Source organism: Bombella saccharophila (assembly GCF_026385475.1).
In the GTDB taxonomy this organism is placed as follows: domain Bacteria; phylum Pseudomonadota; class Alphaproteobacteria; order Acetobacterales; family Acetobacteraceae; genus Bombella; species Bombella saccharophila.
The window spans coordinates 84578-97149 of record NZ_JANIDW010000003.1 but is presented as its reverse complement, the minus strand read 5'-3'; the positions used below and the strand labels follow the sequence as shown (position 1 = coordinate 97149).

Below are 12572 nucleotides of genomic sequence, written 5' to 3'. Positions count from 1 at the left end.
ATGAATACCTCCACACAACGCCGTGTCATTTTCTCTGCTGATGATTTCGGTATGAGTGTGGAGGTCAATGAGGCGATTGAGGAGGCCCATCGCAAAGGCCTCCTCAGCACGGCAAGCCTCATGGTTGCCGCCCCGGCTTTTGAGGACGCTCTACGCCGTGCCCAACGTATGCCAGACCTCCGGTTAGGGTTACATCTTGTCGTTATAGAAGGCGATTCCTGCCTGCATCTGCCTATCATTACGGATGAAAAAGGCTGGTTTGGTCGGAATCAAGTAGGGCTGGGCTTTCAATATTTCTTCTCTCCCGCCACGCGCTCTGCGTTAAAGAAAGAAATCCACGCTCAGTTCCAGCAATTTGCACGCACAGGGCTGCGGTTGGACCATGCCAATGCGCATAAGCATATGCATCTCCATCCCACAATCGGGCATTTACTGCTCCAAACGGGCAAAATCTATGGGTTAAAGGCCGTTCGCACACCTATGGAACCTGCGGGCCCCTTGGGGGAAACGCCTCACCTAGGTGACCGCGCGTTGGAGCAATGGACGCGTGTCCTACGCTGGCAAATTTGGAAAGCCGGGATGAAAACCAACGATTCCTGCTTTGGTTTGCGGTGGTCTGGCCATATGACGCCAGAGCGCATCCAACGCCTCATCCCTCAACTCCCTGCCGGGGTGAGTGAGGTTTATTTCCACCCTGCCAAGAGCCAAAACGCACAAATGGCTGCCCTCATGCCCGGCTATCAGCCAGAGCAAGAGCTAGCTGCCTTAACAGACCCTGCTACGCGCGCGTTACTCGCCCCACATAACATCCAACTGACAACATGGGACGCGCTGTAAACACACCGCGCCCCCTAGTGCTACGCCTTAGGCTTTAAGGGCAAAATCCGCACCTGGACGACCACCAAGGCGAGCAATCACATGGCCTGCAGCCTCATTGCCTAACCGCGCAGACTCCACAAGAGAATGATGGCGGCTATAGCCTGCGAGGAAGCCCGCTGCAAAAGCATCACCCGCACCAGTCGTATCAACCAGCTTCACCGGCTTAGTGGGGACATCGTGCCGTTCCTCACCCGCTTGGATAACAGCCCCCTTCTCCCCACGGGTCACAACACCAAGGGCAACATCATGAGAGAGGGCTTTTAAAGCATCATCAAGCGTCTCTGTCTCGTAAAGGGCGAGAATCTCAGCCTCATTGGCAAAGAGGATATCAACCGATTCTGCCACAAAATCCCGGAAAGCTGCCTGATGACGTTGGATGCAGAAACTATCAGAGAGCGTTAAAGAGACCTTACGCCCCGCTTTATGCGCTAAACGGGCTGCCTGATAAAAAGCCTCCTGCGCTTGGGGGCGATCAAATAAATAACCCTCAAGGTAGGTAATAGCCGACTCGGCCACGATATTCTCTAAAACATCATGGGGTGTGAACTCCACACAAGCCCCTAGATATGTAAACATCGTGCGTTGGCCATCGGGCGTAATCAACACAATGCAACGCGCTGTAGGAATAGCCTCGCCAGCCGCTAGGGGCGTGGAGGGAACATCTATACCCTGTTTGCGTAAATCCGCTGTAAAATCCTCGCCCGCTTTATCGGCTGCAACCTTACCAAGATAAGCTGTTTTTGCCCCCATACGCGCAGCAACAACCGCACTATTCGCTGCTGAGCCACCCCCTGCTACATGCTCGATATGGATACGCTGCTCCAACTTTGCCATGGTAGCAGCATCAATGAGCGTCATGCTCCCCGGTGCAGCCCCAAACTCTGCCAAAAGCTCTGGCGTGACGGTTGCCAGCACATCTACAATGGCATTGCCAATGCATAAAAGATCATATTTCAAGGCGGTAGAGGACATAACAGGCCACTTTCTCTCATAATCCAAGATGATAGATACCCCTACCATAACGCTCAAACCTTGTAGAGCGATCTCTCTCTGACATAGCCCCACACCCGTAAAAATAGGCAAAACGTCCTGAATATTGACAATAGTATAGGAAAAGATTCCCTTAACGACATGGATTGCCTAGCCAACAGCAGAACTTCCCTCTATTTTAGGGGAACGCCTTATGCCAGGGCAGAGTCCGGCATCGCTCCCTTGGAGATATGCCGTTATTGCGTGCCACTTTATCGCCTGATTAAAGGAAACCATGTCTCTACCTACCCCTCCCTCCCCCATGCCTGGTTCCGCCCCACGCCAGCGTACATCTACCCGTGGTAACAACCACCAAGATAAAGCGCACTACGCTGATAACGCACGGACGCTGACTGTCCATAACAGCATTACTATCCGTGGGACGATTGAGAATATTGAACGCCTCATTGTCGAAGGAACGGTTGCTGTAGAGCATCTGACCGTCAAAGAGCTTATTGTCACGCCTGAAGGCCATTTTCATGGCATTGCGGAGGCTGGCTCAGCCGATATTGCTGGGACGCTAGAAGGCGACCTTACCGTGCGCAATATGCTCACTGTACGGGCAAGCGGGCGTTTGCTTGGCAATGCAGAATGTCGCCGCTTACAAGTAGATGAAGGCGGCCAAGTAACCGGGAAATTGGGCATGATCACAACCTCCCTCCCCGGTAATAAGGAGCACGGCCCTGCTCATCACCACGAAGCAGAAAAACATCAGGACGAACACCACCATTGATGCCGCCTTAATGAGCTAGGCACCAAGCCTAAGACAAAATGCATAAAAAAGCTGCCAGCTTCACGATGAGGCTGGCAGCTTTTTTGTGAAATATCTTATATCCACGCCCTTCAATGACGACGGTCGCGAATCTTCACATAGGCAATGGCCGCATGCTCGGCGCAATATGGCTTCCCAGCCAAAGGTGTTGCCCCACAAAAATGAAACTCAGGCGTGCCAGGATCACCATGCGGCCATTGGCAGGTTGGACCTTGCCGTATTGACCGATCCATCGCCTCCCGCACCCGACGCGGCGGGGTAACTTTACGCGGCGGTGCGGAGACAGCCTGCGGGGCCTCCGCTACTTCCTGAGCAGGCTTCGCCGTTTTTTTAGCGGGCGCAGAAGGCAACTCCTGCTGCGCTTTGACAGATTTTTTCGGCTTCTCAACTTTGGATGCCTCAACCGTAGCCGGGCCCGGGGCCACTTTCTTCCCCTTCTCTTTGGCCTCGGTTACATCACCTTCGGCAGGCTTTTTCGCACGAGAGGCACGCGGGCGCGGCGTCGATTTTGCTCCACCTTCTGCCGCTGCTTTATTACGAATAGGCGATGGGCGTGAGGGCAAGTTAAGACGATGAGCCTTACCAACAACCGCATTTTTTGTAATAGAAAGCTGACGACCAATCTCCGCTGTGGAAAGCCCTTGCTCCCACAACTCCCTAAGCCGGGCGATCAGCTCGTCTGTCCATTCCATAGCCATTGCTGCTCTCTCCACTCCTGCCCGTAGCGTTGTTACGGGGCTCTTATGCCACGCTTTTATCAGGAAAATAAGATTAGCTCAAAACTAACCTTTCTGCCCCATATTCATAGGAGGATGACTATCCCGCTCAACAATCCGCAACTGCCCTTTTTCCACACATAAAACGGTCTCACCTCGCAAAAGAGCTTGCGCTTCCCGGCCGAATAAACGCGCTCGCCACCCCTTTAAAACAGGGAGGTCCGACTCCCCATGGGCAAGACGTTCCAACTCCTCAGCAGAGGCAATAAGCCGCGGGGCCACACGTCCCTCCTCACTACGCGCTGTAAGAAGCACTTTAAGAAGGGCCAATACCCCCGCTGGAGGGCGAGGCACATCAGCCTTACGCCGTGATGGAGCCTCTGGCCAATCCTCTTCAGGACATTGCTCCCCCCGCTGCACCGCTGCCAATAGAGCATGGCCTAATGGCCCTTCGGCAAACTCTTTCGTCACACCGCGAATCCGCTTTAAAGCCATTGTATCACGGGGGCGGGTCGCTGCAATTTCCAACAAACTCTCATCACGAATAATACGCTGCCGGGGCCGATCCTCCTGCTGAGCAGCCTCCTCCCGCCATGCCACAACATCGCGCAAAATAGCCAACATTTTGCGATTATGGGTCCGCGGTTTCAGCTTCTTCCAAAGGAGGTAAGGGTCAGGTCGAAAAAATTCCACCTCCCCCAAGGCTGATAATTCATCCTCCACCCATGCGCGCCGCCCTTGTTCCTCTAACTGATGGAGAAGCGTCTCATAAATCACCCGCAAATGCGTTACATCGGCACTCGCATAAGCAATTTGCGCTTTTGAGAGCGGACGCGCCGCCCAATCACTAAAGCGATGCGATTTATCAATCGACTGACCTGTAAGAGAAGAAACAAGGTTATCATAACCCACTTGCTCCCCAAAACCTGCAACCATAGCCGCTATCTGCGTGTCGAACAGATTTACGGGCAATTCTCCAAACAAATGGAGGAAAATCTCCAAATCCTGCCGTGCCGCATGAAACACCTTCACACAATCTGGCGCAGCCAGCAGAGCCGCCAAGGGAGATAGGTCTATCCCAGGGACGCACGCATCAATCAAGGCGACATCATCCGCCCCGCCAAGCTGTACGAGACAGAGACGCGGCCAATAAGTACTTTCCCTTACAAACTCGGTATCCACCGTTACAAAAGCTTCACGCTGCAATTTAGCACATAGCGTTGCAACCTCTGCCGAGGTCGTAATCATGGTAGGGGCGGGGAAGGCTCGCTTTTTAGACATATCTTTTCTTACACTCTCCCGCTTAGGCTGACTATCTCTCCCCTACGCCATGACACCATAAAAAAACTCGGTAAAGCAGAAGAGCCCCCCCTCCTGTTACCGAGCCTTCATCTCTGCCCTCTCGGGCAAGTGCATCACAGCGATTAACCAATATGGGAGTCCAACCACGCTTTAAGCTGGCTCTTCGGCAATGCCCCCATTTGCTGTGCAACAGGCTTACCGTCTTTGAAGAGAATCAAGGTCGGGATGCTCCGCACACCAAAAGTGGTTGGTGTCTCTGGGTTAGCATCAATATCCAACTTCGCGACGGTAACGCGGCCTTTATAATCCTTGCCAACTTCCTCTAAAGCTGGGGCAATCATCCGGCATGGGCCGCACCATTCTGCCCAAAAATCTACCAGAACATAGCCTTCTGCCTTCAGCACCTCATTCTCAAAGGCTTGATCCGTCACCGCTATTGTATGTTCGCTCACGCTACACTCCTCCCCCTCACAACGATAATCCTGATGTCCCTGCCACAATTTAGGGGCAGTTGCTACCAGCTGACTAGCAATGCTGCCTTGCTATAGAAGCCTCTTGCCCCACCGCTAACAATACGGACTCTTCAAGTACGTTTATCCATGCCGATGATCTGCTTCATTGGGAAATCGGTATTGTTGGTCTGACTTATATATTCTGCTTATCATGATCCTCCAATAAAGCTGTGGGCAATTCTGTAACGGCAGGGCCATCTACCCAAACGAGGAAGCAGCGGACCATAAGCCCCGGATAAAGCCCCTGCATGACACGCCGATAACGCGCCATCTGCACCTGATACGCCACAGGAACACGATCAGGCTGAGAGGGAGGACGGCCTGTTTTATAATCACACAGCCAGACCGTTTGCCCGTCACAGCAAAAACGGTCCACCTGCCCCAGCACAACACGACCCGTTCCATCCCCCGCACGGCCCAACGTCCCTGATATACCTTGCTCGGCTCGGCTTCCCGGCCCAAAAAGCGGGGCTAATAAAGGCATCTCCACAATAGAGACCACATGGCTTGCTAAACGAACAAGCTCTCGCTCTGCCACACCCGGCATCGTATGCCGCAACCATGATTCTGCTTTCTCCTGCCGCTCTAACGCGGCAATATCGGGGAGGAATTGCAACAGGCGATGGACCAACACACCCCGCTCCATCGCATCTTGCCGCCGTTTAACTGGCTGTGGAATCACCAACCCCTCACGCATAATCTCCAAAGGCGAACGCGCTGCTGGTAGTGGACCATAAACCGCACTATCAGGCCGACTCGGTGCGAGCGGGCGGGCCAACGCATCCTCATGCGGGGCGGGCTGTATCTGCCAATCAGGGGCATGGCCCATCCACTCCGGCAAAATGGGGGGAACCACTGGATGAGGCTCTGCTACTTTAGACGAGACCGCAGCCTCGACAGGTCTCTCCAGCACGATCTTCTCACCATCCCATCCTCCCTCAAAGGGTGAAGCAACCGGCTGATAGGAAGCCAAACGCCCGATTGTCTGAGCCTGAAGTGCACGCAAGCCCTGATAGCAATAGTCATACCATGTGGGGATTTTAGGGGCTTGCTTCGGCTCCCACCCACAAATGAGCAACGCATCACTCGCCCGTGTTAGAGCCACATAGAGCAAGCGGTTACTCTCCTCCCTCTGGCGTTCCTGCTCTTGCGCGCTGTAAAATGTTGTTTGCTCTGAATGCATTTTCGTCTGCGGGACCCATAACGGCCCCTCTACATCATCTCCCTCTAACCCAGCCCATAATAAAGGATCAGCTTTGCCGGGGCCGTGCGTTGTATGCGGCAGAATAACAAGCCGCGCTTGCAACCCTTTAGAGCGATGAGCCGTCATTAACCGTACAGCATCAATCACCGTCTCAGCTTCACGCTGGCTCTCCACCGTACTGGCACGCAACCATTGCAAAAACCCTTGCAAGGATGGGGGATGTTGCGTCTCATAGGTTAAAGCTGCTGTAAGAAGCTCATCAATCGGCTCTGCAGCTTCAGGCCCAAGGCGAGAGAGGAAGCGTGTGCGCCCGCCTTGTATGCCAAGGGCCTGCACGAGAATCTCATAGGGCGTGTCATAATCTACGCGCTTATAAAGGCCCTGCAAGCACATCCAAGCTGCATGCCAGTCTGGCCGTTCCTCATGGCGTTGATTTAACACACTCCAAAGCGGAACCTGCTTGAGAGCCTGTTTTTTGCCATCCCATGTCGCCAAATCCATGAGCGATTCATCACTTAGCCCCCCAAAAGGAGAGGTCAGCACGCTCGCGAGGCTTAAATCATCCTGCGGCAAAAGCAACGCATCACAAAGCGTCATAAGGTCCTGCACGGCTGCTTGCTCCACCAGCCCAGCCCGAATGAAGCTTGCCACAGGGAGGCCGCGCATCTTTAAAGCCCGGATGAGCATCCGCAAGAAAGGCGAGCGTTTCGGCACGAGAATCATTACATCCCCGGCTTTTAGCGGGGCTGCGCCGGGCTGTAATGGTTGGCCTATCTGCTGTTGGATATAATGCGCTAACGCATCAGCAAGACGTTGGGAGGCACTGCGCTGCTCCTCATTTTTATGAGGGGCCCGCCATGGGTCATTCTCTGCTGGTTCTATTATGTCCAACTGTGATGCTATTTGAGCATCAGCAGGGACAAGCGGCCATAACTCCACACGCCCCCCACCGCCAGAACGTGCCGATTGATGAATAAGCGGGGCTCTATCCCCTGCCTCCCGCAAACCATCAATCGCCTGCCGCGCCCCTTCTTGTTCCCCCGTAAAGACGGCATCAACCATTGCCAAAACCGGCGGCAGAGAGCGGAATGAGACATTCAACTCTGGCTCCCGCCATAAAAGCCCGGCCTCTTGCACACGATGTGCAAAAATCTGCCGCCATTTATGAAATTGCTCTGGCTCCGCCCCTTGGAAGCTATAAATCGACTGCTTAAAATCCCCCACCGCAAAGACTGTCCTAGGCCGTGGCGTATCCTCCCGCCCCCCGATGCCGGAGAAGAAATCGGCCGTCAAAGCCCCGGCAATCTCCCATTGCAGGGCGGAGTTATCTTGCACCTCATCTAACAAAAGATGGTCAATCCCCCCATCTAATTTATAGAGAACCCACGCCGCCCCCGGCTCCTGCAAGACATCCCGCGTCCGAGCGATGAGGTCATTATAATCCACAACGCCGCGATTCTTCTTATCATCCTCAAAGCGCATCATCACAGGCATAGCGAGGGCGAGAAAAGCGGTATTTACCTCCAATAAACGCTGAGCGCGTATAGAATCCTCTAGCCCTTCTTGACGTTTGGCTTCATCTATGAGGCGTTCTGCTAAATTCGGTGCTGCCTTGCGGGCCTTTGCCCCTAGATGGCGGCTTAAATCGCGTATCTCTCCCTTATCAGTAAAAAGCAGCCCTGTAAGAACAGCTCTATCCCTCTGGGCTGCGGGCTTACCCAACCAGCTTAAAATCTCCTCAAATTGGGCACGTTTTGTCTCTGCCAATGCCGGTAAGGCTTCTTGAATATCCGCCCGCCATGCTGCCTCATCTTTAAGGCTACAAGCCTCTTTAAGCACGTCATCCGTACCGTGGCTTCCACACGCTAAAAGCCTTTGATAAGCCTGCTTAACGCGCTCTGGCTCATGCTGCCATATCTTCAAAAGCGGTTGGAGAAGGCCAGATTGCGCATTGCACTGCCCTAAAAGCCCCATCAATTTATCAAAGCCTGTCAGCCCTGCCAGCACCTGCACCGGGTCTTGGTGGCGTGCGAGGCTCTCCTCCAACGCATGGCGGAGAGCAAGCTTTGTATCAGCCTCCTCGATGAGCGAAAAATGAGGGTCTAATGCCGCCTCAAGCGGGAAACGCCGTAATAAAGATTGGCAAAAAGCATGGATGGTCTCAATCTGCAATCCACCCGGCGCGTCCAGAACTTTTAGAAAAAGCCCACGCGCACAATCCCGCGTTTCTGCTAGATTAGGGACATCTAACGCCGTAAGGGCTTCCCCTAATGCCTCATCAGAAAGGGAGACCCACCGCCCAAGATGCTGCTGCAAACGATGCGCCATCTCAGCCGCAGCAGCCTTGGTGTAAGTTAAGCATAAGATACGCGAAGGGGCCGAGCCTTCGAGCAATATAAGCTGCCCATCCTCACCGGGATAGGCGATGGGCAACATAAGCCGCAACAGCCGGTCAATCAGCAACTTCGTCTTACCCGACCCTGCAGAAGCCGACACAAAGGCCGAGGCCATAGGGTCTGATGCTAATCTCTGAGCCTCATTGGCCTGTTTAAGAGCCTCTTGATGCGCGCTCATGCTTCATCCCCTCCCGCAAGACGCCATTCCGCTACACGAGCTAGCTGCGTATAATCGCTATAACGTGCCTCCCGCCCCGCCCATGGCTGGGAGCGATAAGGCCGGTTAGGCTCATCATAATCTGCCAATAGCTGGCGTAATTGCTCCAAAGCAGGGCCTATAAGCTCCCCCAACGTCGCCTTTGCTTTAGTAGAGGGTATGCGCACCTCCTCACCCGGTGTCTCTCCCCCGCTTAACCGCCAATAACGCAACGCCTCAACCTCCATGGCGGGTAAGCCCTCAAAGGCCCCTTTGGCTAAGAGCGCAGCTTCCAGCACTAATTGAGATGACCACCCCGCAACAACATCCTTTTGGGAAGGAAGCTGACCTGTTTTATAGTCAAAAAGACGCCCTTGCGGCTCCTGTCCCGGCTCTGCCAGCACGTCAATCCGGTCGGCTCGCCCTGTGATGTAAAACGCCCCGCCCGGTAAATCCCGCATGACGTAATCCAACGCAATTTCCGTTTGCGAGGTGCAATTCACCCGCCCGGCATTCCGCCAGCTTTCTCGCTCTAACACCCAATCGGCAATGCGATGCAGGCGGGGCCGCCACCAACTTGCAAGAGCAGGATGGACTTGTGCCTCATCCAACGCGTCATCAAAATAACGATGCAAATGCTCTGAAGCCTGATCGGGCCACGTTGTGGGATAACGTGCCATCATGCGCTCTAACGCACCATGAACAACCTTCCCATAATCAACATGCTCTGCTCCTTCCTCCAGCGGGGCAAGGGCTTTTAAGCCAAGGACATACCGCGCATAAATCGCATACGGGTCCAGCTTTAACGTATCAATCCGCGTAATGCTCAAACGGCGTGGGCGCAAAGCCAAGGGCGGCTTTGGCTCTGGCGGGGCAACAGGGCGTGCCTCCCCCACAGGCATATCCAACATCGCTTGCCATGCTAGAGCGGGATGCTCTTGTAAAGCGTGGCCTTGCCCCTCCAAAAAAGCAGAAAGACGCATCACCCACCGTGCAGGGACCGTGGGCGCACCATCGCGCCGCTGAGCGTAAGAGAGAACAACATGCGCCGAGGCAAGAGCGGCCATAACAAAATCATGCGCTTGGGCTCCGATCTTCCGCTCTGGTGAGGGCAGCCCCACACGCTGGCGCATCGGGCGGCTCATCCACGGGCCGGAATCAGCAACGGGAGGCCAAACACCCTCATTCAACCCACCCAGAATTACGGTATCAAACGCTAAAAGCCTGGCTTCCAACACCCCATAGATAGCAATACGCGGATGAGCAAGCTCCACACCATCTTGATAGCCCCGCAAGCCCGTCAAACTCTTACCAGCCATGCTCGTGGTCAAGAACCCATCTAACGCGCTGAGGGGTTGAGGGGGAATGTCCCCTGTATGGCTCATCAATTCCACAAAATGCCGGGAGAGCGTACCGCCATCCTCCCCACGCCACAAGCGAGAGCCGGGGCGCGCTTGGTCGGGGCCGTCTCCTTCCTCCTCCGTAGCGGCGAGGGCTTCCGCTGTTTGGAGCAAAGCTGTCAGCATCTCCGGCACGCGTGCTGTAGCCTCTAATGCCCGCATCGGGGCAAAAGCGGCCTCTAAGGCTGCCAAGAAGCTCTCTAATGTTTCAGGCTGGTCTGGCGCATCAGCTTGATGCCCATAATCCACCCTTTGGGACTCCTCCATCCTCTCCAAAGCCTGACGCAAGCCCTCCAAACCCGGCTGCGGAGCAGGGCCACGCAAAAGCCGCCGCTCTAAAAGGCGGGCACTCGCCCGGGCACGTCCGGGGCTCATTCCTAGAGCCGTCAATGGATGTTTGAGGACAGAGAGCAACGCCACCGGGCTGAATTGCCGTGTCACCGCCTGAGCAATAAGGCGCATAAACACAGCACTAGGCGTGCGAGATAAAGGCTCGCCCGCACTATCATCAGCATGAATCCCCAAACGGAGCAGAGCCGCCCTCACACGGTCTGCCAAAGCACGATCTGGCGTGACTAATGCGCCAGAACGACCCGGCTTACCCGCCACATCCCGCAAGATAAGCGCAATCGCCTGTGCCTCCTCTTGGGATTCCGCAGCAGGTAGAATGGACAAACCTTCATAACACGCTGCTATATCGGCCAAAGGCTGGCCCCAAGAGGCAATTCCCGCTTCTGGCACCATCACACATTGGAAGAGCCGCTCCCGCGCAGGCCGCTGCACACGCCCCCATTGAGCGATACTGCGCCGCTCTATCCCCATTTGCTCCAACACATCTCGGAACAAAGCTTGCGGATGTGTGGGGGGGAGGTGCTCCCACAAAGCGTCCTCCATCTGGCAATCCACCCCTTGGAAGACCACCATCCCACGCGGTAAGGCAGCCACCGTGCCTAACATCGCCGCTACGCCTGCCGAGCCATCCACAAACCCTACAGCCCAAAGCGGATAATCTGGCGGCATCGTTGCCCAACGCCGCGCTTGCGCCTCAATCAACGCGACCTGGCGAGCCATGATATTGCTCCGCTCCTCCTCTTTGAGGATGGCAGGCCATGCTTCCGTTACAATTTTGAGGAACTCTAACGTCTTTTGCCAATGCCCAGCAAAATCATCCGCAACGGCATTCGGCAGAGCCTCATATAAATCCACCCCGCTGCGCTCAGCATCATCCATTAGATCTGCTAAAGCTTGAGCTAATGGCCATACACGATCAATCGTCCCACCCTCACGACCAGAGACCGTAGTGAAAAAAGGAGCCGCTAAAATCAAACGCGCAAGAATGGCTAAGCGAAAAACAGGCCCTACAGCGGGGGGGAGGGCCTCATCCAACGCCATGGGGAAAAGGGTTTGCTGCTCCACATCGCTCAAAGAAACAATAGCCGGTAAAAGAGCAGGGCGGCCATCTAGCACACGCAAAAACGCTTCCATAAGGGCGCGTGCCACACGGCGGCCCGGTACAAGGATGGTTCCGCTATGCCCCCCACGCCGCATCTCATCCCCTGCTTTCCCCCCATTACGGGCTAGCCATTGATGAACCACTTCATCCAAAAACGCGCAAGAAGCGGGGATTGTCGCGCTATTCATAGGGGTATGAGAGGCCATCAGCTTTGGTTTCCCTCATACATTATCGCAAGTTCATCTAAGCGTTCTTCTGGCCAGCCCTCAAGCGTAACACGCCGTTCTTGCTCTGCATCACCAGGCGTAAATGTAAGATAAAGTGCCCCCTCTGGCAGCAACTCAGCCGCGCGGTCTGGCCATTCCACCAGCATAATACCTTCACAAGCATCATCCCACGACAACTCATAAAGCTCATCGGGGCTGGAGAGCCGCCATAAATCATAATGAAACACAAGCCCTAGCCTCGTATTGTAAGGCTGTACCAGCGCAAAAGTCGGGCTAGGGACCTCCAACGCTTCATCATCTGCAAGAGCGCGAATCAAAGCACGGGCAAAGCTGCTTTTGCCTGCCCCCATCTCCCCCCTAAGGGCAAGGCAATCGCCGCATTTTAAAAACTCCGCCATACATTGCGCAAAAAGCTCCGTTTGCTCTGGGGAGGAAAGACGCAACTTCATCAAAAAAACCACCCTCCATCACTCTAGCTGTGACGGC

The 12572-nt window shown here is 54.7% G+C and carries 9 protein-coding genes; 2 read left to right on the top strand and 7 right to left on the bottom strand.

Annotated features, from left to right (window positions below):
• Entirely contained in the window at positions 1-837 is an 837-nt protein-coding gene (hpnK, locus tag NQF64_RS06510; protein WP_266106877.1) for a hopanoid biosynthesis-associated protein HpnK, read from the top strand.
• Positions 838-864: 27 nt separating this feature from the next.
• Here the strand turns inward: hpnK and NQF64_RS06505 are convergent, their stop codons facing one another.
• Positions 865-1851 (bottom strand): adenosine kinase, encoded by a 987-nt coding sequence (locus NQF64_RS06505; protein WP_099026960.1) that lies wholly within the window; start codon positions 1849-1851, stop codon positions 865-867.
• Between the two features lie 292 nt (positions 1852-2143).
• Between NQF64_RS06505 and NQF64_RS06500 the strand changes: the two genes are divergently transcribed.
• Complete coding sequence (locus NQF64_RS06500) at positions 2144-2641, top strand: bactofilin family protein (RefSeq protein WP_099026961.1); 498 nt, start codon at positions 2144-2146, stop codon at positions 2639-2641.
• A gap of 110 nt (positions 2642-2751) precedes the next feature.
• On the opposite strand, the gene NQF64_RS06495 is transcribed toward NQF64_RS06500, so the two are convergent.
• From NQF64_RS06495 to tsaE, 6 genes are all read right to left on the bottom strand, one after another.
• A complete protein-coding gene (locus NQF64_RS06495) occupies positions 2752-3372 on the bottom strand; it encodes a GcrA family cell cycle regulator (protein WP_266106876.1) in 621 nt (206 codons plus the stop codon).
• 90 nt (positions 3373-3462) lie between these two features.
• Positions 3463-4677: a ribonuclease D gene (gene rnd / locus NQF64_RS06490; RefSeq protein ID WP_266106875.1), complete on the bottom strand. Its 1215-nt coding sequence runs from the start codon at positions 4675-4677 to the stop codon at positions 3463-3465.
• 143 nt (positions 4678-4820) lie between these two features.
• On the bottom strand, positions 4821-5150 hold the full coding sequence (gene trxA, locus NQF64_RS06485; RefSeq protein WP_099026964.1) for a thioredoxin TrxA: 330 nt from the start codon (positions 5148-5150) through the stop codon (positions 4821-4823).
• Between the two features lie 193 nt (positions 5151-5343).
• Positions 5344-8988, bottom strand: a complete 3645-nt coding sequence (addA, locus tag NQF64_RS06480) for a double-strand break repair helicase AddA (protein WP_266106874.1) — start codon at positions 8986-8988, stop codon at positions 5344-5346.
• On the bottom strand, positions 8985-12065 hold the full coding sequence (addB, locus tag NQF64_RS06475) for a double-strand break repair protein AddB (RefSeq protein WP_266106873.1): 3081 nt from the start codon (positions 12063-12065) through the stop codon (positions 8985-8987). The genes addA and addB overlap by 4 nt, the downstream gene beginning before the upstream one ends.
• Positions 12065-12535 (bottom strand): tRNA (adenosine(37)-N6)-threonylcarbamoyltransferase complex ATPase subunit type 1 TsaE, encoded by a 471-nt coding sequence (tsaE, locus tag NQF64_RS06470; RefSeq protein ID WP_266106872.1) that lies wholly within the window; start codon positions 12533-12535, stop codon positions 12065-12067. The genes addB and tsaE overlap by 1 nt, the downstream gene beginning before the upstream one ends.
• Positions 12536-12572: the final 37 nt, after the last annotated feature.

Excerpts from the sequence above, each read along its gene's own strand:
- hpnK (WP_266106877.1), top strand. The coding sequence starts at position 1 with ATGAATACCTCCACACAACGCCGTGTCATTTTCTCTGCTGATGATTTC.
- NQF64_RS06505 (WP_099026960.1), bottom strand. The coding sequence starts at position 1,851 with ATGTCCTCTACCGCCTTGAAATATGATCTTTTATGCATTGGCAATGCC.
- NQF64_RS06500 (WP_099026961.1), top strand. The coding sequence starts at position 2,144 with ATGTCTCTACCTACCCCTCCCTCCCCCATGCCTGGTTCCGCCCCACGC.
- NQF64_RS06495 (WP_266106876.1), bottom strand. The coding sequence starts at position 3,372 with ATGGAATGGACAGACGAGCTGATCGCCCGGCTTAGGGAGTTGTGGGAG.
- rnd (WP_266106875.1), bottom strand. The coding sequence starts at position 4,677 with ATGTCTAAAAAGCGAGCCTTCCCCGCCCCTACCATGATTACGACCTCG.
- addA (WP_266106874.1), bottom strand. The coding sequence starts at position 8,988 with ATGAGCGCGCATCAAGAGGCTCTTAAACAGGCCAATGAGGCTCAGAGA.
- addB (WP_266106873.1), bottom strand. The coding sequence starts at position 12,065 with ATGGCCTCTCATACCCCTATGAATAGCGCGACAATCCCCGCTTCTTGC.
- tsaE (WP_266106872.1), bottom strand. The coding sequence starts at position 12,535 with ATGAAGTTGCGTCTTTCCTCCCCAGAGCAAACGGAGCTTTTTGCGCAA.